The sequence below is a fragment of the Streptomyces sp. NPDC058662 genome (assembly GCF_042716255.1).
Taxonomy (GTDB): Bacteria; Actinomycetota; Actinomycetes; order Streptomycetales; family Streptomycetaceae; genus Streptomyces.
This window is the reverse complement of record NZ_JBHXRU010000106.1, coordinates 1-19,872: the sequence shown is the minus strand read 5'-3', so window position 1 is coordinate 19,872 and position 19,872 is coordinate 1. Positions and strand designations below refer to the sequence as shown.

General features: G+C 74.7%; 16 protein-coding genes and 1 other RNA gene. 7 read left to right on the top strand and 10 right to left on the bottom strand.

The window, feature by feature from the left end; translation table 11 throughout:
• Window positions 1–385: 385 nt before the first annotated feature.
• Entirely contained in the window at window positions 386–1,186 is an 801-nt protein-coding gene (gene yaaA, locus ACFWUQ_RS26805; protein ID WP_384542959.1) for a peroxide stress protein YaaA, read from the bottom strand.
• Between the two features lie 178 nt (window positions 1,187–1,364).
• On the opposite strand from yaaA, the gene ACFWUQ_RS26800 reads away from it, so the two are divergent.
• Together ACFWUQ_RS26800 and rnpB are read left to right on the top strand one after the other, a co-directional pair.
• On the top strand, window positions 1,365–2,804 hold the full coding sequence (locus tag ACFWUQ_RS26800; protein ID WP_384542956.1) for an RNB domain-containing ribonuclease: 1,440 nt from the start codon (window positions 1,365–1,367) through the stop codon (window positions 2,802–2,804).
• Window positions 2,805–2,872: 68 nt separating this feature from the next.
• Window positions 2,873–3,274, top strand: an RNA gene (rnpB, locus tag ACFWUQ_RS26795) — RNase P RNA component class A.
• 61 nt (window positions 3,275–3,335) lie between these two features.
• On the opposite strand, the gene ACFWUQ_RS26790 is transcribed toward rnpB, so the two are convergent.
• From ACFWUQ_RS26790 to ACFWUQ_RS26780, 3 genes are read right to left on the bottom strand one after another with little or no spacing between them, the layout of a single operon-like run.
• Window positions 3,336–4,715, bottom strand: a complete 1,380-nt coding sequence (locus tag ACFWUQ_RS26790; protein WP_384542952.1) for a bifunctional RNase H/acid phosphatase — start codon at window positions 4,713–4,715, stop codon at window positions 3,336–3,338.
• Window positions 4,715–5,458 (bottom strand): zinc ribbon domain-containing protein, encoded by a 744-nt coding sequence (locus ACFWUQ_RS26785; protein ID WP_384542968.1) that lies wholly within the window; start codon window positions 5,456–5,458, stop codon window positions 4,715–4,717. The genes ACFWUQ_RS26790 and ACFWUQ_RS26785 overlap by 1 nt, the downstream gene beginning before the upstream one ends.
• A complete protein-coding gene (locus ACFWUQ_RS26780) occupies window positions 5,455–6,321 on the bottom strand; it encodes a Nif3-like dinuclear metal center hexameric protein (RefSeq protein WP_384542949.1) in 867 nt (288 codons plus the stop codon). Before ACFWUQ_RS26780 ends, ACFWUQ_RS26785 begins: the two co-directional genes overlap by 4 nt.
• 222 nt (window positions 6,322–6,543) lie before the next feature.
• Between ACFWUQ_RS26780 and ACFWUQ_RS26775 the strand changes: the two genes are divergently transcribed.
• Complete coding sequence (locus ACFWUQ_RS26775; RefSeq protein ID WP_384542946.1) at window positions 6,544–7,626, top strand: hypothetical protein; 1,083 nt, start codon at window positions 6,544–6,546, stop codon at window positions 7,624–7,626.
• A gap of 50 nt (window positions 7,627–7,676) precedes the next feature.
• Here the strand turns inward: ACFWUQ_RS26775 and ACFWUQ_RS26770 are convergent, their stop codons facing one another.
• The 3 genes from ACFWUQ_RS26770 to ACFWUQ_RS26760 all read right to left on the bottom strand — a co-directional run bounded on the left by ACFWUQ_RS26770 (window position 7,677) and on the right by ACFWUQ_RS26760 (window position 10,676).
• Window positions 7,677–8,618, bottom strand: a complete 942-nt coding sequence (locus tag ACFWUQ_RS26770) for a 3-oxoacyl-ACP reductase (RefSeq protein WP_384542942.1) — start codon at window positions 8,616–8,618, stop codon at window positions 7,677–7,679.
• Window positions 8,619–8,702: 84 nt separating this feature from the next.
• A complete protein-coding gene (locus ACFWUQ_RS26765; RefSeq protein ID WP_384542940.1) occupies window positions 8,703–9,779 on the bottom strand; it encodes a Zn-dependent alcohol dehydrogenase in 1,077 nt (358 codons plus the stop codon).
• Window positions 9,780–9,821: 42 nt separating this feature from the next.
• Window positions 9,822–10,676, bottom strand: a complete 855-nt coding sequence (locus ACFWUQ_RS26760; protein WP_384542937.1) for a MaoC/PaaZ C-terminal domain-containing protein — start codon at window positions 10,674–10,676, stop codon at window positions 9,822–9,824.
• 258 nt (window positions 10,677–10,934) lie between these two features.
• Here ACFWUQ_RS26760 and ACFWUQ_RS26755 point away from each other — a divergent pair, with 258 nt between their 5' ends.
• Entirely contained in the window at window positions 10,935–11,294 is a 360-nt protein-coding gene (locus tag ACFWUQ_RS26755) for a DNA-binding response regulator (protein WP_384542965.1), read from the top strand.
• Between the two features lie 206 nt (window positions 11,295–11,500).
• Here ACFWUQ_RS26755 and ACFWUQ_RS26750 read toward each other — a convergent pair whose 3' ends face one another.
• From ACFWUQ_RS26750 to ACFWUQ_RS26740, 3 genes are all read right to left on the bottom strand, one after another.
• Window positions 11,501–12,688 carry a beta-ketoacyl synthase N-terminal-like domain-containing protein gene (locus ACFWUQ_RS26750; protein WP_384542934.1) on the bottom strand — a complete coding sequence of 396 codons (1,188 nt, stop codon included), beginning with the start codon at window positions 12,686–12,688 and terminating at the stop codon, window positions 11,501–11,503.
• Between the two features lie 22 nt (window positions 12,689–12,710).
• Window positions 12,711–14,843 carry an acyl-CoA dehydrogenase gene (locus ACFWUQ_RS26745; protein ID WP_384542931.1) on the bottom strand — a complete coding sequence of 711 codons (2,133 nt, stop codon included), beginning with the start codon at window positions 14,841–14,843 and terminating at the stop codon, window positions 12,711–12,713.
• Between the two features lie 134 nt (window positions 14,844–14,977).
• A complete protein-coding gene (locus tag ACFWUQ_RS26740) occupies window positions 14,978–16,735 on the bottom strand; it encodes a BCCT family transporter (RefSeq protein ID WP_384542962.1) in 1,758 nt (585 codons plus the stop codon).
• A gap of 327 nt (window positions 16,736–17,062) precedes the next feature.
• Here ACFWUQ_RS26740 and ACFWUQ_RS26735 point away from each other — a divergent pair, with 327 nt between their 5' ends.
• The 3 genes from ACFWUQ_RS26735 to ACFWUQ_RS26725 all read left to right on the top strand — a co-directional run bounded on the left by ACFWUQ_RS26735 (window position 17,063) and on the right by ACFWUQ_RS26725 (window position 19,761).
• Window positions 17,063–17,707, top strand: a complete 645-nt coding sequence (locus ACFWUQ_RS26735; protein ID WP_384542928.1) for a class I SAM-dependent methyltransferase — start codon at window positions 17,063–17,065, stop codon at window positions 17,705–17,707.
• 140 nt (window positions 17,708–17,847) lie between these two features.
• Window positions 17,848–18,798: an N-acetylmuramoyl-L-alanine amidase gene (locus tag ACFWUQ_RS26730; RefSeq protein WP_384542925.1), complete on the top strand. Its 951-nt coding sequence runs from the start codon at window positions 17,848–17,850 to the stop codon at window positions 18,796–18,798.
• Window positions 18,799–18,948: 150 nt separating this feature from the next.
• Window positions 18,949–19,761: a hypothetical protein gene (locus tag ACFWUQ_RS26725; RefSeq protein WP_384542922.1), complete on the top strand. Its 813-nt coding sequence runs from the start codon at window positions 18,949–18,951 to the stop codon at window positions 19,759–19,761.
• Window positions 19,762–19,872: the final 111 nt, after the last annotated feature.

Here is a 19,872-nt window from a genome sequence, read left to right as displayed (position 1 = left end):
CGGGGGCCGCTGACCCCTCCCCCCCGCACCCCGGCACCCCCGCCCGGCCGGCGTGTGAGGCGCAGGCGCGGAGCCGCCCCCGCCGGCGCCCCCCACCAGCCCCGCGCCGACGCTCGGCGGCGGGCGCGGGCAGCGTCGCCCTACCAGCCCCGCCGGCGCTTGAGGCGCGGGCGCGAGCCCCCACCAGCCCCGCGCCGACGCTCGGCGGCGGGCGCGCGCAGCGCCGCCCTACCAGCCCCGCCGGCGTTTGAGGCGCGGGCGCGGAGCGCTGTGGAGGGGTCCGGGGCGGAGCCCCGGGAAACGGAGAAGGGGCGGGGCGGGGACCAGCTCCGCGCAGCGGCACCCGCACCGGCCCCCACCCGCGGGACCCGCCCCCGACACCACGTCAGTGAATCCGCGTCACGACCACGTCCAGCCCCCACGCCCGCCCGGCCTTCACCGGCGCCTCCGCCTCCACCACGTACCCCAGATCCCGCAGCGCCGTCACCAGCTCCCCCGGCGACCCCGGCTCCGCCCCCGCGAGCAGCAGGTCCCGGACCAGCCGCCCCTTCGTCGCCTTGTTGAAGTGGCTCACCACGGAACGCCTCTCCACCCCGTCCACCGTCTGCGCGTGCAGCACCCGCACCGTCGCCGTCCGCCCGGCCGCCTCCCCCTTCGGCTTCCACGCCGACGCGTACGCCGACGACCGCAGGTCCAGGACCAGCCCGTCCCCGGCCGCCTCGGGCAGCGCCTGCGCCATCGGCCCGCGCCAGTACGCGCCGAGCGCCCCCAGCGCCGGCAGCTTCACGCCCATCGAGCAGCGGTACGACGGGATCCGGTCGGTGACGCGCACCGCGCCCCAGAGCCCCGAGAAGACCAGCAGCGCGGCGTCGGCGCGCTCACGCACCCGCGGCGGCAGGTCGGCCAGGCCCAGCGCGTCGTACAGCACGCCCGTGTAGATCTCGCCCGCCGGACGGGCCGCGGCCGTCCGCAGCTCCACGTTCTTGGCGACCTCGCCGCGCAGCCCCTCGCTCAGGCCCAGTACCTCGCGCGCCTTGAGCTCGTCGGCCGCGCACAACTCGACGAGTTCCTCCAGCACCGCCGCGCGTGCCGGGGCGAGGGCGGGCAGCGACAGTTCCTGCGGCTTCAGCGGTGCGCCGGAGCCGCCGGCGGCCTTTCCTTCGGACGGCGGCAGCAGCACGAGCACGGTGTTCTCCTTCAGTACGGCACGTCGCAGGGGATGCGGCCCCTGGCCCAGGGTAGACGGCGCCCGGCGGCCGCCCCGACGCCGTCCGCCCGCCCGGCCGGCCGGCGCCGTACCCCTCCGCCGCCCCTCTGCGCCCGTCCGCCGCGCATCGCGGGCCCCGCGGCCCTAGGCTCGGTCCATGCCACGCCGTCCTATGCACATGACCGGCGCAGACGGGGCCTCCCTGCGGGCCGCGCTGCGTGAACTGCGGACGAAGCTGGGCGTACCAGCGCAATTCCCCCCAGAGGTGCTCGCCGAGGCCGAGCGGGCCGCGCGCGAGCCCCGGCTGCCTGCGGCCGACGCGACCGACCTGCCCTTCTTCACCATCGACCCGCCGTCCTCCGTCGACCTCGACCAGGCCATGCACCTGGCCCGACGGCCCGGCGGCTACCGGGTGCACTACGCCATCGCCGACGTCGCCGCGTTCGTCGCACCCGGCGGCGCCCTCGACGCGGAGGCCCACCGCCGCGTCACCACCCTCTACTTCCCCGACGGCAGGGTCCCGCTGCACCCGGCCGTCCTCTCGGAGGGCGCGGCCAGCCTGCTGCCCGCCGAGACCCGGCCCGCGCTGCTGTGGCAGCTCGACCTGGACGCCGAGGGCCGCGTCGAGACCACCGACGTGCGCCGGGCCCTCGTCCGCAGCCGCGCCAAACTCGACTACGACGGCGTCCAGAAGGCCATCGACACCGGCACGGCGGAGGAGCCCCTCGCCCTGCTCGCGGACATCGGCCGGCTCCGCGAGGCCCTGGAGCGCGAGCGCGGCGGCATCTCACTGAACGTGCCGGAGCAGGAGGTGGTGGAGCACGGCGGCGCGTACGGCCTGGAGTACCGCGCCCCACTGCCCGCCGACGGCTGGAACGCGCAGATCTCCCTCATGACCGGCATCGCCGCCGCCGATCTGATGCTCGCCACCGGGACCGGCATCCTGCGCACCCTCCCCAGCGCCCCCGACGGCGCCGTCGCCAGGCTGCGCCGGGCGGCGAAGGCCCTGGGCATCGAGTGGCCGCACCACGTCCCGTACGCGGAACTCGTACGCTCCCTGGACCCGCACCGGCCCGCCCACGCGGCCTTCCTCCAGGAGTGCACGGCCCTGCTGCGCGGAGCGGGCTACACCGTCTTCGCGGGCGGCGAGATCCCGGACCCGGCGATCCACGCCGCGGTGGCGGCCCCGTACGCGCACTGCACCGCCCCGCTGCGCCGCCTCGTCGACCGCTACAGCGGCGAGCTGTGCCTGGCCGCGGTGGCGGGGGCGGAGCCGCCGCGGTGGGCGGTGGAGGCGCTGGAATCGCTGCCGCGGGAGATGGCGGAGGGGACGCGCGCCGCGAACACGGTGGAGCGCGAGTGCGTGGACCTGGTCGAGGCCGCCGTGCTGAAGGACCGCGTCGGGGAGACCTTCGAGGCCACCGTGATCGACATCAAGGAGCGCGAACCGCTGGTGGGTACGGTCCACCTGGCGGATCCGGCAGTGGTCGGCCGCGTCGAGTCCGCCGCGCGGGAACTTCCGCTGGGCGAGCGGATCCCGGTCCGGCTGACGGCGGCCGACCCGGGCACGGCGAAGGTCCTCTTCACCGCCGTGTAGTGACGCGGGCCGGCGCGGGACGGGTCCAGGCGCGTCGGCGGCCCGGGTAGCATGGTCACCACGGCAGACGAGTCGGCCGGGCGGCCGCGTCGGGATCCTCGGATCCCGCCGAGGAACGTCCGGGCTCCACAGGGCGGGGTGGTGGGTAACGCCCACCCGGGGTGACCCGCGGGACAGTGCCACAGAAAACAGACCGCCGGGGACCTCGGTCCCCGGTAAGGGTGAAACGGTGGTGTAAGAGACCACCAGCGCCTGGGGTGACCCAGGCGGCTAGGTAAACCCCACCCGGAGCAAGGTCAAGAGGACCCGTCCCCGGACGGGTCTGCGCGAACGATCGAGGGCTGCCCGCCCGAGTTCGCGGGTAGACCGCACGAGGCCGGTGGCAACACCGGTCCTAGATGGATGGCCGTCTCCCCGGCGACCGCGAGGTCACCGGGTGACAGAACCCGGCGTACAGGCCGGCTCGTCTGCCGCCTGTTCCTCACCGTAACCCCCGCGTCCCGCGCGGGGGTTACGTGCGTTCCGGGCGTCCTACCGCAGGTGCGAGGTGTCGTTCAGCAGCCGGACCGAGGCGTTGCCGTCCGCGTAGTAGGCCACCGCCGAGAGGGAGGCCGCGGAAAGCTCCATGCGGAACAGTGCCTCCGGCGGGGCGCCCAGCGCCAGGCGGACCAGGATCTTGACCGGTGTCACATGGGTGACCAGCAGGACCGTGCGGCCCGCGTGGGCGGCGGCCAGCCGGTCGCGGGCGGCCGCGATACGGCGGGTGGCGGTCGCGAAGCTCTCGCCGCCGCCGGTGGGGGCCGCCTCGGGGGAGTCCAGCCAGGCCTGGAGGTCGTCGGGGAAGCGCTCGCGCACCTCGGCGAAGGTCAGGCCCTCCCAGGCGCCGAAGTCGACCTCGCGCAGGCCCTCGTCGACGGTGACAGGCAGGCCCAGGCGGTCGGCGACGGCCCGCGCGGTCTCGCGGCAGCGGCGCAGCGGCGAGCTGACGACCGCCCGGACGTCGCCGCGGGCGGCCAGCGCCTCGGCCGCGGCGGCGGCTTGGCGGAGCCCGGCCGGGGACAGCTCGGGGTCGCTGCCGCCACTGCCGGAGAATCGCTTCTGCGGGGTGAGGGCGGTCTCGCCGTGGCGCAGCAGCATGAAGGTGGCGGGTTCCCCCATGTCGGGGCCCCACCCCTGCCCGCCCGCGCCGCCGGTGGTGGCGGCGGCCTCTGCCGTCGCGCCGGTGCCCGTACCGGCCGCCGGGGCGACGGCGGGTGCGACGACGGCGGCGGGCGGCCGGGGTGCGGACGCCGGGGCGAGCGCGTCGGCCGCGGGGAACAGTGCGTCGGCCTCGGGGAACAGCGCGTCGGGCGTCTCCGTGAGGAGCGGCTCGGGCGCGCGCACGCCCCGGCCGGAGGCCGCCAGCGCGGCCCGTACGGCCGCGGCCCCGGCCGCGGCGTCCCCGACCGGTCCGGACGGAGCCGCGAACACGGCGGAGGAGTCCGACGGCTCCCACTGCCGGCCGCGCCTGCCCGCGTCCATCGCCTCGTTGGCGAGCCGGTCCGCGTGCTTGTTGCGCTCCCGGGGGATCCACTCGTACGTCACCTGCTCGCGCGGGAGGATCTTCGCGGCCTCGGCGGCCAGCGGCTTCATGTCGGGGTGCTTGATCTTCCAGCGGCCCGACATCTGCTCGACGACCAGCTTGGAGTCCATTCGGACCAGGACCGCCGCGTCCGGGGCAAGCTCGCGGGCGGCCCGGAGCCCGGCGATCAGGCCCTTGTACTCCGCCACGTTGTTCGTCGCGACGCCGATGAACTCGGCCCGTTCGGCCAGGGTCTCGCCCGTCGCCGGGTCCAGCACGACCGCGCCGTAGCCGGCGGGCCCCGGGTTCCCCCGGGATCCGCCGTCCGCCTCGACGACAAACCTCGGCATCAGATGCCCGAGTCGGCCGTACGGACGAGGATGCGGCCGCAGTTCTCGTGCCGGACGACCTGGTCGCGGGGCGCGGCCTTGATCTCGTTCACATCGGCCAGGTCCAGCTCCAGCCGGCAGCCCTCGCAGCGGCGCTGGTAGAGGCGCGCGGCGCCGACCCCGCCCTGCTTGACGCGGATCTTCTCGTACAGGGCCATCAGGTCGGTCGGCATGGACGCCACGATGACCTCGCGGTCCTTGGCGATCCGGGCGGCCTCGGCGTCGAGCTCGCCGGTGGCGGCGTCGCGGCGGGCGGTGGCGTCGGTCAGCTTGGTCTCCGTCGCGGCGACCCGCTCGGTGATCTCGGTGACGCGCTCCTGCGCGGCCTCCAGGCGCTCCATGACCTCCAGGACCACGTCCTCCAGGTCGCCCTGGCGCTTGGCGAGGGAGACGACCTCGCTCTGCAGGTTCGCCAGGTCCCGGGCCGAGACGCCCACGCCGGAGTCCAGTCGCGCCTGGTCGCGGGCGGCGCGCTGGCGCACCTGGTCCACGTCCTGCTCCGCCTTGGTCTGCTCGCGGGCGGCGTCGCTCGCCTGCGTCTGGGCGGCGACGAGCAGGTCGCGCTGCTGGGTGAGGTCCTTGGCCAGCGAGTCGACCTCGGTGTGCTCGGGCAGCGACTTGCGCTTGTGGGTGAGCTGAGACAGCCGGACGTCCAGGGCCTGGATGTCGAGAAGTCGGATCTGGTCGGCGGGCTCGGCGTTCAGTTGGGGGCTCCTGAGATAGAAGAGGAAGGTGAGGAAACGTCGGACGGCGCGTGCACCGTCCACGGGTCGGTGACCGCGCGCGAGACATGGGTACGCAGGCCCCAGCCGTGGCGCTCGGAGATCGCGTCGAGCTGCGCGGCGGCCTGCTCGCACCAGGGCCACTCGGTGGCCCAGTGGGCGGCGTCGACGAGGGCGAGCGGGCTCTGCTCGCGGGCCTCGGACACCGGGTGGTGGCGCAGGTCGGCCGTCACGAAGGCGTCCACGCCCGCGGCGCGGACCTGCGCGAGGAGGCTGTCGCCGGAGCCGCCGCTGACGGCGACGCGGCGGATCATCGCGTCGGGGTCGCCGGCCACGCGGATGCCCTGCGCGGTCGGCGGCAGCCAGGCCGCGCAGCGGGCGGCGAACTCGCGCAGCGTCTCGGGCCGGTCCAGCTCGCAGATCCGGCCCAGGCCCCGGCGGCCCGCCGGGTCGCCGGGGTCGGGGACCAGCGGGCCGGTGATCCGGAGGTCGAGGGCGCCCGCGAGGGCGTCGGAGACGCCGGGGTCGGCGGTGTCGGCGTTGGTGTGGGCGACGTGCAGCGCGATGTCGTTCTTGATCAGCGTGTGCACGACGCGGCCCTTGAAGGTGCCGGCCTCGACGGTCGTGGTGCCCCGCAGGTAGAGGGGGTGGTGGGTGACGATCAGGTCTGCGCCCAGCTTCACCGCCTCGTCGGCGATCGTCTGGACGGGGTCGACGGCGAACAGCACCCGGGTGACCTCGGCGTCGGGGTCGCCGCAGACGGTGCCGACGGCATCCCACTGCTCGGCCCGCGAGGGGGGCCAGAGAGCGTCCAGCGCGGCGATGACTTCAGAGAGACGGGGCACGGCCCAAGGCTACCGTCCGGTGCGACCGTCCCGGTCAGGACGGCCCCGCGGGGCCCGCTCCCCCCGCCGGCGCACAGCACAGCCGCCCCGGCCGCCACGGACGAACCGCCGCCCGGCCACCCGTATGTGTGAAGCGGAGTTGTTCATGCCGGTCGGGCGGAGGCGGGAAAAGTACCTTCCTGCCCGGAGGTGACGGCCCGGATGACTGTCTGTGCCACCGGAATGACGACCACGGCCCCGTTCACGATCGCCGCGGACGGGTCGTACGCGGCCAGGCTCGCCGGCGACGGCGAGGCGCGCTACGCGGAGCGCTGGACCCTGGACGGGCCCGAGCCGTACGCGGTGCCGCTGCCCCTCGCACAGCCCGAGGAGGCCGACAGCGAGCTGCTGCCGCTGGCCGACGGCCGGGTGCTCATCCACCGGCGGGTGGCCGACCGGCACGCCTTCGCCCTGCTCTACCCGACGGGCGGCGCGGCGGACGGTCCCCGCACCGGGGAGCTCCAGCTGGGCTCGGTGGGGGCGCAAGAGGGCCTGCGGGTCCGCCTGCTGCCGCCGGCGCCGGACGGTACGGGGGCCTACGCGCTGGCGGCCGCGGACACCGCGAGCACGCTGTGGCGGATCACCGGCCCCGGCACCGGCTCCGGACCGCAGCGGGTCGCCTCCGTACCGGGGCGCTGCTCCGGCGGCGTCTGGCTCGACCGGGCGGGCCGGCTGCTGGCACTGGACCGCGAGCTCGACGGCGGCGTCAAGGCGGTCGCCGTGGACCTGGGGCGCGGCGGCGAGGTCTCCCCGCTGCTCCAGATCACGGAGGACAGTGACGACCGGCTGCTGCTGGCCGACGCGGACAGCGGACTGCTGCTGATCCGCTCCGACGCCCCGGGCGAGCTCCGGCTGGGCTGGGGAGTGCTGGGCAGTTCGCTGCCGGTGCGGTTCCCGGAGTGCCTGCGCGCCGAGGGGGCCGCGGCCACGCCCTTCGCCGTGCAGCCGGGCCAGGCGCTGATGCCGGAGTCCTGCGGGGTCGCGCTGCGGCTGTCCGAGGGCGTCATCGGCCTGTGGCGCCCGGCCGACCGGCACGTGGTGCGCCTCGCCGCGCCCGTGGGCTGGCTGGGCGGGACGGGGCTGTGGACCGCGCAGGGCAGGCTGCACCTCCCGTACACGACACCCGAGGTGCCCTGCGGGATCCTCGGGACGGCCCTGCCCGTCTGCCCTGCGCCCCCGGTCCGCCTGGACCCGCCCGCCCCCGCCCCCGCGCCCGCCGCGCCGCGCCCGGTACCGCTGCAGCAGGCCCCGCTCGCCTCGGTCTGAACCCGCAGTCGTCCCGGGCCCTCTCCCGCGGATCCTGCCGGGCGGGCGGCCTAGCCGTGCTTGAGGCCCAGGACCTCCGTCGCCGCGAAGGTCTCGTTCGCCGGGCGGCCGTCGTAGTGCGGGGTCAGCACCTCGTCGAGCTCCTCGTAGGAGAACGCCTCCTTGGTGGTGTCGAACTTGGCCGCCACCCTGGGGCGCTCCATCACGACCACGATCCCGCCGTGGACGACGAACAGCTGGCCGTTGGCCTTCGCCGAGGCCGGGGAGGCCAGGTAGGCCACGAGCGGGGAGACGTGCTCGGGGGCGAGGGCGTCGAGCCGGCCCTCCTCCGGGACCTCGAAGCCGGCGAAGACGTCCTCGGTCATCCGGGTGCGGGCGCGCGGGCAGATGGCGTTGGCCGTCACTCCGTACTTGGCCAGGGCCAGCGCGGTCGAGGTGGTCAGGCCCACGATGCCGCCCTTGGCCGCCGCGTAGTTCGGCTGGCCGGCCGACCCGCCGAGGAAGGCTTCCGAGGAGGTGTTGACGATCCGACCGTAGACCGGACCGCCCGCCGCCTTGGCACGCTCCCGCCAGTGCGCGGACGCGAAGCGCGTGGTGTTGAAGTGGCCTTTGAGGTGGACCCGGATCACCGAGTCCCATTCCGCCTCCGACATCGAGAAGACCATCCGGTCGCGCAGGATGCCCGCGTTGTTGACCAGGATGTCGAGCTTCCCGAAGCTGCGTACCGCGAGCTCCACGAGCTCGCGGGCCTGCTCGAAGTCGGCCACGTCCCCCAGGTGCGCCACGGCCTGCCCGCCCGCCGCGCGGATCTCCGCGGCGACCTCCTCCGCCGGGGCGGCCGAGGCCTCCCCGGAACCGTCCCGGCCGGGCTGGCCGAAGTCGTTGACGACCACGCTCGCGCCGAGCCGGGCGAGTTCGACCGCCTCGGCCCGGCCGAGCCCGCGGCCCGCGCCCGTGACGACGGCGGAGAGTCCCTCAAGTGGGAGCGACATGTACCGGATTCCTCTCGAAGCGGTCGGCGGGACGCGGTCCCGTGGGATGCGCGGTGCGGTGGGCGGGGTGGGGGCCGACGCCGGTCAGATCTCGATGCAGGTGCGCAGCGCCGTGCCCGTGCGCATCTGGTCGAGGGCGTCGTTGACCTCCGCGAGCCGCACCCGGTGCGTGATCAGGCCCTCCAGGTCGATCCGGCCGGCCCGCCACAGCGCGATGGTGCGCTCGTACGAACGCAGGACGTCGCCGCCCCCGTACAGCGACGGCAGGATCCTCTTCTCGTCGAAGAACAGCGAGAACATGTCGATCTGGAAGGTGTCGTCGAGCGCGCCCGCGCCGACCACGCAGACCGTGCCGCCGCGGCGGGTCATCCGGTACGCGGTCTGCGCGGTGGCGGACTTGCCGACCACCTCGAAGACGTAGTCGAAGCCCTCGCCGCCGGTGACGCGGTTCCTGGCGTCGTCGAAGGCGTCCGGGGAGACCGCCTCCGTGGCGCCGAAGCGCAGGGCGGCCTCGCGCCGCGACTCGACGGGGTCCACGGCGATGATCTGCGCGGCGCCCCGTACCTTGGCGCCCTGGATGACGGATATGCCGACCCCGCCGCAGCCGATGACGGCGACGGACGAGCCCGCCTGGACCTCGGCGGTGTTGATGGCGGCGCCCAGGCCGGTGGTGACCCCGCAGCCGATCAGGGCGGCGATGTCGAAGGGCACGTCGTCGGGGATCGGCACGGCGCACTTGGCGTCGACGACGAGTTCCTCGGCGAAGGTGCCGGTCGCGGCGAAGCCGAAGATGTCCCCGCCCGCGCGCCGGAAGTTGGGGGTGCCGGCGTTGACCAGGCTCGCCAGGCACAGGTGGCCCTGGCCCCGCTTGCAGGCCGGGCACTGGCCGCACGGGGGCAGCCAGCACACGAGGACCCGGTCGCCCTGCGCCAGGCCGGTGACGCCGTCACCGACGTCGGCGATCACTCCGGAGCCCTCGTGCCCGGGGATGAAGGGAGCGGGCTGCGGCAGGACGCCGCTCATCGCGGACAGGTCGGAATGGCACAGGCCGGTGGCCTTGACGCGGATCTTCACCTTGCCGGGACCGAGGCCCACGGCCTCCATGTCGTCCACGACTTCCAGCTTGTCCTGGCCGATCTCGCTCTGCAGTGCTGCGCGCACGGTGCGGCTCCTTCTGTCGGTCGGGGTGGCGCGTGGTGCTGGTTACGCGTGCTCGACGACGGTGTCGGCCAGGACCAGCGCATCGTCCCGTTCCGCGGCGGTCACCGCGACCAGGACGCGGCCGGGCTCCTGCCACATCCGGATGCGCAGCGTCTCGCCGGGGAAGACGATCCCGGCGAAGCGCGTGCGGTAGGCCCGGACCCTGGACACGTCCCCGCCGAGTGCCGTGTCGACGACGGCCTTCAGGGTCATGCCGTACGAGCACAGGCCGTGCAGGATCGGCCGGTCGAAGCCGGCCAGCTTGGCGAACTCGGGGTCGGCGTGCAGCGGGTTCCAGTCCCCCGAGAGGCGGTAGAGCAGCGCCTGCTCCTCCCGGATCGCGCGCTCCTCGGTGCGGTCGGGGGCGCGGTCGGGCCGTCCCTCCCGCACGGACGGGCCGCGTTCGCCGCCGAAGCCGCCCTCGCCCCGGACGAACAGCTGCGCGTCGCTGGTCCACAGCGGTCCGTCGCCGTCCGCGACCTCGGAGCGCAGCACGATCACCGCCGCCTTGCCCTTGTCGTAGACGGCGGCGACCTTGGAGGTGGAGGTGGCCCGGCCCTTGACGGGGATGGGCCGGTGCAGCTCGATGGAGTGGCCGCCGTGCAGGACCGACGCGAGGTCGACCTCGATCCCGGGGGCGGCGAGGCCTCCCAGCATGGCCATGCCGGCGCCGGCGACGGTCGCGAAGCTGGGCAGGACGTGGAGCTTGGACTCCAGGGTGTAGCGCAGCTCGTCGGGGTCGGTGGCCGGCAGGCCCGCGCCGAGGCCGAGGTGGTACAGCTGGATGTCCTTGTGGTCCCAGCCGATGTCCCCCTGGCGGGGTTCGGCGGCGAGGGCCCTGGCGGCATCGATCGGCATGGGGGTGCTGCTCCCTGTCTCGAAGAAGCGCTGCCTTGGAAGACCTCGGTGCGGACGTCCGCACCGTCGACCGCACCGAGGTCGCACGCGGACCGGTTCTAGAACGCGTTCTAGGCCGGTGAGGGAAATGTATAACGCACGTCCCAGCAGTTGGGAAGAGCGCTGACTCAACGTCAGATCTGTGTCGCGGTACGCGTGTTGCGGCCCGAGTTGTGGCCAAACCGGAGCGCGGGGCACTAATCTGGCCCCGTGGAGGAAATGCCCGCGAATCACCGTCCGACCCGCTCCCTTCGAGTCCTGGTCGACCCGCCGAATCCGCCCCTGGCGCTCCGGCTCGGTCTCCAGCCGGACATCGAGGTGGTCGCGTCCCCGACGGCCCGGCCCGCGGTGGCCCTGGTCGAGGAGGCCGACACGGTACGGGCCCTGCTCGCGGACGATCCCGAGTGCCGGGTGCTGGTCCTGACGGGATCGGCGCACCCGGGCCTGCGGGACGCGGTCCTCGCCGCCGGTGCGGCGGGGCTGGTCCTGCGGGACGGCCCGATCGAGGAGCTGGCGGACGCGGTCCGGCGCGCCTCCACGGGCGAGACGGTGGTGGATCCGGCGCTCGACGCGCCGTGACCGCCGCCGCGGCATCCGCCCGCCCCGCCGTTCCGGGGGGATCGACGGGGCAGGCGGAGGCCGGCCCTCCGCACCGGGGCGCGACGCCGGGGCGCGGCGCACCGGGCCTCCGCACCGGCCCGCCGCCCGGGGCGCGACGCACCGGCCCGCCCGACACCGACCCCGCCCGGCACCGGCGCCCGCGCCGCCCCGCCTCCGTGCGCCGCCTACCTCCGCAGCAGGGTCACCACCGCGGCGCCGCCCAGCCCGATGTTGTGCGCCAGCCCGGTCCGCGCCCCGGCCACCTGCCGCGCGCCCGCCTCCCCGCGCAGCTGCCACACCAGTTCGGCGGCCTGCGCGAGCCCGGTGGCGCCGAGCGGGTGCCCCTTGGAGATCAGCCCGCCGGACGGATTCACCACCCACCGGCCGCCGTACGTGGTCGCGCCGCTCTCCACCAGCTTCCCCGAGGCGCCGTCCGCGCACATGCCGAGGGCCTCGTAGGTCAGCAGCTCGTTGACCGAGAAGCAGTCGTGCAGCTCCACGACGTCCACGTCCTCGATCCCGAGCCCCGAGGCCTCGTACGCCTGCCGGGCCGCCGCCGCCGTCATCGGCTTGCCGACCACGTCGATGCACGAGCCGGAGGAGAAGGAGGCCTCGGTGTCCGTCGTCATCGCCTGGCCCACGATCTCGACCGCCTTCCCGTGCAGCCCGTGCCGGACCAGGAACCGCTCCGACACCACCACGGCCGCCGCCGCCCCGTCGGAGGTCGGGGAGCACTGGAGTCTGGTCAGCGGCTCGTGGATCGGCTTCGATGCGAGGACCTCCTCCACCCCGTACACGTCCTGGAACTGCGCCTTCGGGTTGTTCGCCGAGTGCCGGTGGTTCTTGGCGCCCACCGCCGCCAGCTGCGCGGCCGTGGTCCCGTACCGCTCCATGTGCTCGCGCGCCGCGTTGCCGAAGATCTGCGCGGTGGGCGGCGACATCTCGAAGCCGTGGCCCTCGGCCATGATCCCGTAGTGCCGGGCGACCGGTGACGTCGCGAAGTCGCCGCCGTCCGCACCGCCGCCCAGCGCGCCGCGCTTCATCTTCTCGAAGCCCAGCGCGAGCACGCAGTCACTGATCCCGCCCTCGACGAACTGCCGCGCCATCATCAGCGCCGTGGATCCCGTCGCGCAGTTGTTGTTCACGTTGTAGACCGGGACCCCGCTCAGCCCCAGCTCGTACGCGGCCCGCTGGCCGGCCGTGGAGGCCTGGAAGCAGTAGCCGGCCGGCACCTGCTCCACGAGCCCGTACTCCACCCCCGCGTCGGCGAGCGCGGCGGCGCCGGCCTCCTTCGCCATGTCCCAGTACTGCCAGTCCCGCGACTCCGGCTTCTCGAACTTCGTCATGCCGACGCCCACGATGTACGACTTCATGCCCCTGGTGTCCCTTCAGTCCCTAGTCCCTCGGAAGGCCGAGAATGCGCTCGGCGACGACATTGAGCTGGACCTGCGTGGTGCCGCCGGCGATGGTGAGGCAGCGGGACATGAGCATCCCGTGCACCGCCCGCTCCCCCGCTCCCTCCCGCACCGCGCCCGCCGGCCCGAGCAGTTCGAGGGCGAGTTCGGCGGTGCGCTGCTGGTGGGGGGTCTGGACGAGCTTGCGCACGGAGGCGCCCGCGCCCGGCTCCAGCCCCGAGACCCGTTGGAGCGTGGTGCGCAGTCCGATGCAGGCCAGGGCGTGCGCCTCGGCCGCCAGCGCCCCGATCCGCGCCCGGTACGCGCCGTCGAGTTCGGCGGAGCGGGCGATCAGCGCTTCCAGGCCGGTGTCGAAGGACATCTGGTCCGCCATGTGGACCCGCTCGTTGCCCAGGGTGTTGCGGGCCACCCGCCATCCGTCGTCCGCGGCGCCGACCAGCGCGTCCGCGGGGAGGTCCGCGTCGTCGAAGTACACCTCGTTGAAGAGGGCCTCGCCGGTGATCTCCTTGAGCGGCCGGACGTCGATGCCCGGGGTGCGGCGCATGTCGACGACGAAGTAGCCGAGGCCCGCGTGCTTGGGCGCGTCCGGGTCGGTACGGGCGAGCAGGATGCCGAAGTCGGCGCAGTGGGCGGAACTCGTCCACACCTTCTGCCCGTTGATCCGCCAGCCGCCGTCCGGGGTGCGCTCCGCGCGGGTTCGCAGCGAGGCCAGGTCCGATCCCGCGCCCGGCTCGGAGAAGAGCTGGCACCAGGTCAGCTCCCCGCGCAGGGTGGGCAGTACGTATGCCTCGCGTTGCGCGGCCGTCCCGTAGGCGATCAGCGAGGGCACGACCCAGGTGGCGATCCCCAGGTCCGCGAGCTTCACCCCGGCCGCCCGCAGCTCCTGCTGGACGACGAGCTGCTCGACCGGCCCGGCCCCCAGTCCGTACGGGGGCGGCAGGTGGGGGGCGGCGTAGCCGGTGGGGGCCAGGATCCGCCGGGCCGCCGCCGCGTCGAGGCCGACCGCGTCCCCGATGGCGGCGCGGGCCCCCGCACGGTAGGCCTCGGCCTCCGCGGGGAGCTCCAGGCGCAGCTCGCGGCGGGCTCCGGCCGCCGCGAGCCTCACCGCGCGCGCCCGGTGCCCGTCGCCGGGGCCCAGCAGCTGGCGGGCGACGACGGCCCGGCGCAGGTAGATGTGCGCGTCGTGCTCCCAGGTGAAGCCGATGCCGCCGAGGATCTGGATGCAGTCCTTGGCGCAGGAGTACGCGGCGTCCAGCGCGGTCCCGGCGGCGAGCGCGGCGACGAGCGAGCGGACCTCGGCGGGCTCGTCGGCGCTGTTCGCGGCGTCCCAGGCCAGGGCCCGGGCCTGCTCCAGCCGGACCAGCATGTCCGCGCACAGGTGCTTGACGCCCTGGAACCGGCCGATGGGCCGGCCGAACTGCTCGCGCACCTTGGCGTACTCGGCGGCCGTGTGCAGCGCCCGGGCGGCGGTGCCGCAGGCGTCGGCGGCGAAGAGCGTGCAGGCCAGGTCCCGGACCTGGGCCGCGTCCAGTTCCAGCAGCCGGCCGGCCGGCACGGCGACCCCGCGCGCCCGGACCTCGGCGGTGGGGCGGGTGGGGTCGGCGCTCTCCTGCGTACGGATGTGCAGCGCGGCGGCGTCCACGGCGAACCAGCCCGTGCCGTGCGCCGCCTCCGCCGCGAGCAGCACCACATCGGCCTCGCCGGCGCCCAGTACCGGGGGCGCGAGGCCGTCGAGCAGGTACCCGCCGCCCCCGACGGCCGCGGCGGTCACCGCGCCGGGGCCCAGGGCGACGGCGCCGACCCGGCCCGCCAGGGGGTCGGCCCCGGCCCGGTCCAGCAGTACGGAGGCCAGCGCGCTCGGCAGGTACGCCCCGGGCAGCGCGGCCCGCGCGGCCTCCTCGACGACGACGGCCAGGTCCAGCAGGGTCCCGCCCTCCAGGTGCGGTTCCAGCAGCCCCTGCGCGGTCATGGCGTCCCAGTAGGCGGGCCGCGCCCCCGTCCGCGGCGGCGTGTCGAGCAGCTTGCGCACATCCTCGGGCGGCGCGGCCCGCGCCACCCAGCCGCGCACGGCTTCGGCCAACTCCCGTTGTTCCGCAGTGATTCCGATGCCCATGCGCGGCAGACTAGAACACGTTCCATTCTGACGGAAGGTCAGATGCGGGTGTTCCTCCCGGCCGCCCGGCGGGCACCGGCCCCGCCCCGGGACCCGCCCGGGCGGGCGGCGCGACGGGGGGGCCGGTGCGGCCGTCAGGAGGCCGGGGGCGGCGGGGTGTCGGGGTGCTCGCGGTCGCCCTTGCCCTTCCCGGGGGCCGCGTCCTTGCCGGGGGCCGCGTCCTTCCCCGGGGTCGCGTCCTGCGCGGGGCCGATGCGGATCTCGAACCCGCCCGCGTACTTCTCGTGGCCCGCGATCACGGCCTCCTCCACCGCCTCCTCGGCGAGTTCGACGCGGACGATCAGCGGGTCCCGCCGGAGGTCCCGCAGGAGCGCCCAGCACATGCCGATCATCACCAGCACGAACGGGGCGGCGACGAGGATCGTCAAGTGCTGCAGGCCCGCGAGGGCGTCGCCCTTGCCCTCGCCGACGAGCAGCATCACGGCCGCCACACCGCCGGTGACCACGCCCCAGAAGATGACGACGAACCGGGCCGGTTCGAAGGAGCCCCTCTGGGAGAGGGTGCCCATCACGATCGACGCCGCGTCGGCCCCGGAGACGAAGAAGATGCCGACCAGGACCATCACGAGCAGGCTCATCACGCCGGCCACCGGGAACTCCTGGAGCACGCCGAAGAGCTGCGCCTCGGGCGTGGTCGCGTCGGCGAGCTTGCCCTGCTCCTTGAGCCGCATGGCCGTACCGCCGAAGACGGCGAACCAGACCAGGCTCACGGTGCTGGGCACCAGGATGACGCCGCCGACGAACTGGCGGATCGTCCGGCCCCGGCTGATACGGGCGATGAACATGCCGACGAAGGGCGTCCAGGAGATCCACCAGGCCCAGTAGAAGACCGTCCAGCTGCTCAGCCAGTCGGCGACGTCACCGCCGCCGGTGGACGCCTCGGTGCGGCCCATCAGCTGGGGCAGCTCGTCGAAGTAGGCCGCGAGGGAGGTGGGGATCAAGTCGAGGACCAGGATGGTGGGGCCGACGACGAACACGAAGGCCGCGAGGACGAGGGCCAGCACCATGTTGATGTTGGAGAGCCACTGGATGCCCTTCTCCACGCCGGAGACGGCGGAGAAGACGAAGCAGACGGTCAGCACGGCGATGATGGTGACGAGCAGCCCCGTCCCGGCCCTGCCCAGCCACCCCACCTCGTGCATGCCGCTGCCGATCTGGAGCGCGCCGAGCCCCAGGGACGTGGCGGATCCGAACAGCGTGGCGAAGATGGCCAGGATGTCGATCACCCGGCCGGGTGCGCCCTCGGCCCGCTTCGCCCCGAGGAGGGGGACGAAGACGGCGCTGATCGTCTGCCGCCTGCGGCGCCGGAAGGTGCTGTACGCGATGGCCAGGCCGACCACGGCGTAGATGGCCCACGGGTGCAGCGTCCAGTGGAAGAGCGTGGTGGCGAGCGCCGTCTGCATGGCGTCCGCCGAGTCGGCGGGGTCGGTGCCGGGCGGCGGGGTGGTGTAGTGCGCGAGGGGTTCGCTGACGCCGTAGAACATCAGGCCGATGCCCATGCCGGCGCTGAACATCATGGCGACCCAGGAGACGGTGCTGAATTCCGGCTTCTCGTGCTCCTGGCCCAGCTCGATCCGGCCGTAGCGGCTGACGGCGAGCCACAGCGCGAAGACGACGAAGCCCGAGGCGACCAGGACGAACGCCCAGCCGCCGTTGTGCATCAGGCCGTTCAGCAGGGTGTCGGAGACGCTTTCCAGGCTGCTGGTGGCGGTGGCGCCCCAGATCACGAAGCCCAGGGTCAGCACGGCCGCCACACCGAAGACCACCCGGTCGGTGACGGGCGTCCTGTCCTCGTGCGGATGGCGGCCGGGCAGGGCCGCCTTCACCGGCAGCCGCAGCCTCTGCCCGGGTTTGCGTCGCTCCTGAGACACAGGCCCCACCTTTCGCGATCATGGCCCGAATTGGCCTCTGATATGCCGTACCACGGCACGCGCACCCGTCCCGGCAGCAACAGGCGTAGACCGGCACCCATCGAGGAAGTGCTAGGCCGCACGGGTGTCGAGGAGGAGCCCCACCTCTCCCGGCCACCGAGTACGGGGGCGGCGGTGCGGGACGGTGCGGGCGCGGTGCCCGGCATCCCGCGGCTGACCCGCTCTGGGCCGCTACCCGGCGGTAGGGCAGCATGGGCCGCCACACACGCGTACCGCCCGGAGGAACACATGGCCGCCACCCCCAAGCCGGAGACCCTCGCCGCCTTCGAGACGGCCAAGGGGTTCATGCCCGTGCGCGAGGGGCTCGCGCTGTACGGGGCCGCCGTCGAGGCCGGGGCGCTCGGGCTGCCGCTGCTGGAGGTCGGGACGTACTGCGGCCGTTCCACGATCCTGCTGGCCGACGCCGCCCGCGAGGCGGGGGTGGCCGCGATCACCGTCGACCACCACCGCGGCAGTGAGGAGCAGCAGCCCGGGTGGGAGTACCACGACCCGGCGGTCGTGGACCCGGAGGTCGGGCTGATGGACACCCTGCCCACCTTCCGCCGCACCCTCCACCGGGCGGGTCTGGAGGACCACGTGATCGCGATCGTCGGCCGGTCCCCGCAGGTCGCGGCAGCCTGGGGCGGGCCGCTCGGCCTCGTGTTCATCGACGGCGGGCACACGGACGAGCACGCGACCGGCGACTACGAGGGCTGGGCCCCGCACCTGGCCCCGGGCGGCATTCTGGTCATCCACGACGTGTTCCCGGACCCGGCGGACGGCGGCCAGGCCCCGTACCGGGTCTACCGGCGCGCGCTGGCCTCCGGCGCCTTCGAGGAGGTGTCGGTCACCGACTCACTGCGTGTCCTGCGCCGCACCGGGGCCGGTATCTAGCGCCGTGACCGGAAAGGTTCACCGCGTCGCGGCGCCCGGCACGGCACCTCGCGGGCGCGTCGCTGCGGTCCGATAAGCACACCACGCCCTCCAATGGCCGAGTCCGCGGCCTGCGGAGGGCCCCGGTCTAGCATCGCCGCGTGCGCAACGACGACATCCCCCCGCCCCCCGAGTCCGCCCCGCCGGCCTCCCCGGAGCGGCCCTGGTTCACCCGACGCTCCACCCTCGTCGTCGCGGTCGCGGCGCTGGCCCCGGCCTGCCTGGCGGGCTGGGTACTGACCCAGGCCCTGGCCGGGGCCGGGGCCGGGGGGCAGGACGCGAAGCCGCGCGTGGGGCCGGCCGGCAGTCCGCGGGCCGCCGCCCCGGCCGCGTCGACGCCCGCGGCCGACGCCCCGACGCCCGACGCCGCCCCCGCCAAGGGCCTGGCGGGCCGGACCGTCGTCATCGACCCCGGCCACAACACGGGCAACTTCCAGCACACCGAAGAGATCAACGAGCACGTGGACATCGGCACGAACAGCAAGGAGTGCGACACCACGGGCACCACCACCAACTCCGGCTACATGGAGGCCGAGTTCACGCTCGACGTCTCGCTCAGGCTGCAAGGCATCCTGGAGGCGCGGGGCGTGCACGTTGCCCTCACCCACCGGGCCGACCGCCCGTGGGGGCCGTGCATCGACGAGCGTGCCCGCATCGGCAACCAGGCGAAGGCCGACGCCGTGGTCTCCGTCCACGCGGACGGCGTGTCCTCGGGGAACCGGGGCTTCCACGTCATCCTCCCGGCCGAGGTGAAGGGGGGCGGCGCCGACACCGCGAAGATCGTCGGACCCTCCCGGCTGCTGGGCGAGCGGATCGCCGGGAACTTCGCCCGGACCACCGGCACCTCGCCCGCCAACTATCTCGGCGGGGGCACCGGTTTGGTCGTACGCGACGACCTCGGCGGCCTGAACCTGTCAACACAGCCCAAGGTGTTCGTCGAATGCGGCAACATGCGTGATGCCAAGGACGCGGCGCTGATGGCGAGTCCGGAGTGGCGGCAGAAGGCGGCCCAGGGCATCGCGGACGGCATCGTCGGGTTCCTCGGCGGGTAGGTGCGGCGGGAGTCCCACCGGGACCGCTCGTCGACCCGACCCCCTCGGTCGCGGCAGACGTCCGTACCATGGTGCCGCCCGCCCCGCTCCAGGCCTGGTCTGCGACCGCGGCACCACGAGACGACCGATACCGAGAAGGACACCTGAGACGTGAACATCCGCTCCCTCACACGAGGCGACGGCGTGGTGATCGGAGCAGCGGTGCTGCTGTTCATCGCCTCGTTCCTCGACTTCTACTCCGCCACCGGCGGCGACCTCCCGAGCGCCTGGGACACCGACGCCTACCGGCTGGTGCTGCCCAGCGTCTTCCTGCTCGGATTCATCGCCGCCGGCCTGCTCGTGGCCGGCCGCTTCCAGCCCGAGACCCGCAAGGTCCTCGGCCTGCCGCTGACGGCGTGGGGCACCGTGCTCGCCGTCTCCGCCGCGTGGTCCTCGCTGTGGTCGCTGATCACCTGCCCGAGCAGCGTCGACCTCGGCGCCGGCGCCATCATCTCCCTGCTCGCCACGCTGATCCTGGCCGGTGTGGCCGTCGCCGGCGCGAAGGTCCCGGCGCTCGCCGGGCCGCTCCTGCCCGAGGCGCGCCCCGCCGCGGTCCCGCCGTACGGCGGCCAGCCCCAGCCGGGCAGCGGCTACGGCTACCCGGGTGAGCAGCAGCCGTACGGGGCCACCCCGCAGCCGGTCCCGCCGTACGGCGGCCACCCGGCGCCCGCGCCCGGCCAGCACGACGCGGGCCACCAGGCCCCGGCGCCGACGCCCGCCGCGGACTTCACCCCGTTCTGGTTCGCGGTCCCGGTGGCCCGCCCCCTCTTCGCCGAGGACGGCTCCCCCACCCCGATCGCCGAACTCGCCCCGGGCACCTGGTACCTGGCCGTGGAGCAGCGCGGCCCGGCCACGCTGATCGCCCAGACGCAGGACGGCCGCCGAGGCGTCCTGAGCGACACCTCGGGCATCCAGCGCGGCTGAACCGCGACACAGTGAAGACCGGCGGGCCGGGCCGAGGATCCTCTGCCCGGCCCGCCGTCGGTCACGGCCGCGACGGCCCCGCCCGGACGGCCCGGGCGCCGGGCCGTGCGG

Excerpts from the sequence above, each read along its gene's own strand:
- ACFWUQ_RS26800 (WP_384542956.1), top strand. The coding sequence starts at position 1,365 with ATGCCACGCCGTCCTATGCACATGACCGGCGCAGACGGGGCCTCCCTG.
- ACFWUQ_RS26790 (WP_384542952.1), bottom strand. The coding sequence starts at position 4,715 with ATGCCGAGGTTTGTCGTCGAGGCGGACGGCGGATCCCGGGGGAACCCG.
- ACFWUQ_RS26775 (WP_384542946.1), top strand. The coding sequence starts at position 6,544 with ATGACGACCACGGCCCCGTTCACGATCGCCGCGGACGGGTCGTACGCG.
- ACFWUQ_RS26770 (WP_384542942.1), bottom strand. The coding sequence starts at position 8,618 with ATGTCGCTCCCACTTGAGGGACTCTCCGCCGTCGTCACGGGCGCGGGC.
- ACFWUQ_RS26760 (WP_384542937.1), bottom strand. The coding sequence starts at position 10,676 with ATGCCGATCGATGCCGCCAGGGCCCTCGCCGCCGAACCCCGCCAGGGG.
- ACFWUQ_RS26755 (WP_384542965.1), top strand. The coding sequence starts at position 10,935 with ATGCCCGCGAATCACCGTCCGACCCGCTCCCTTCGAGTCCTGGTCGAC.
- ACFWUQ_RS26750 (WP_384542934.1), bottom strand. The coding sequence starts at position 12,688 with ATGAAGTCGTACATCGTGGGCGTCGGCATGACGAAGTTCGAGAAGCCG.
- ACFWUQ_RS26745 (WP_384542931.1), bottom strand. The coding sequence starts at position 14,843 with ATGGGCATCGGAATCACTGCGGAACAACGGGAGTTGGCCGAAGCCGTG.
- ACFWUQ_RS26735 (WP_384542928.1), top strand. The coding sequence starts at position 17,063 with ATGGCCGCCACCCCCAAGCCGGAGACCCTCGCCGCCTTCGAGACGGCC.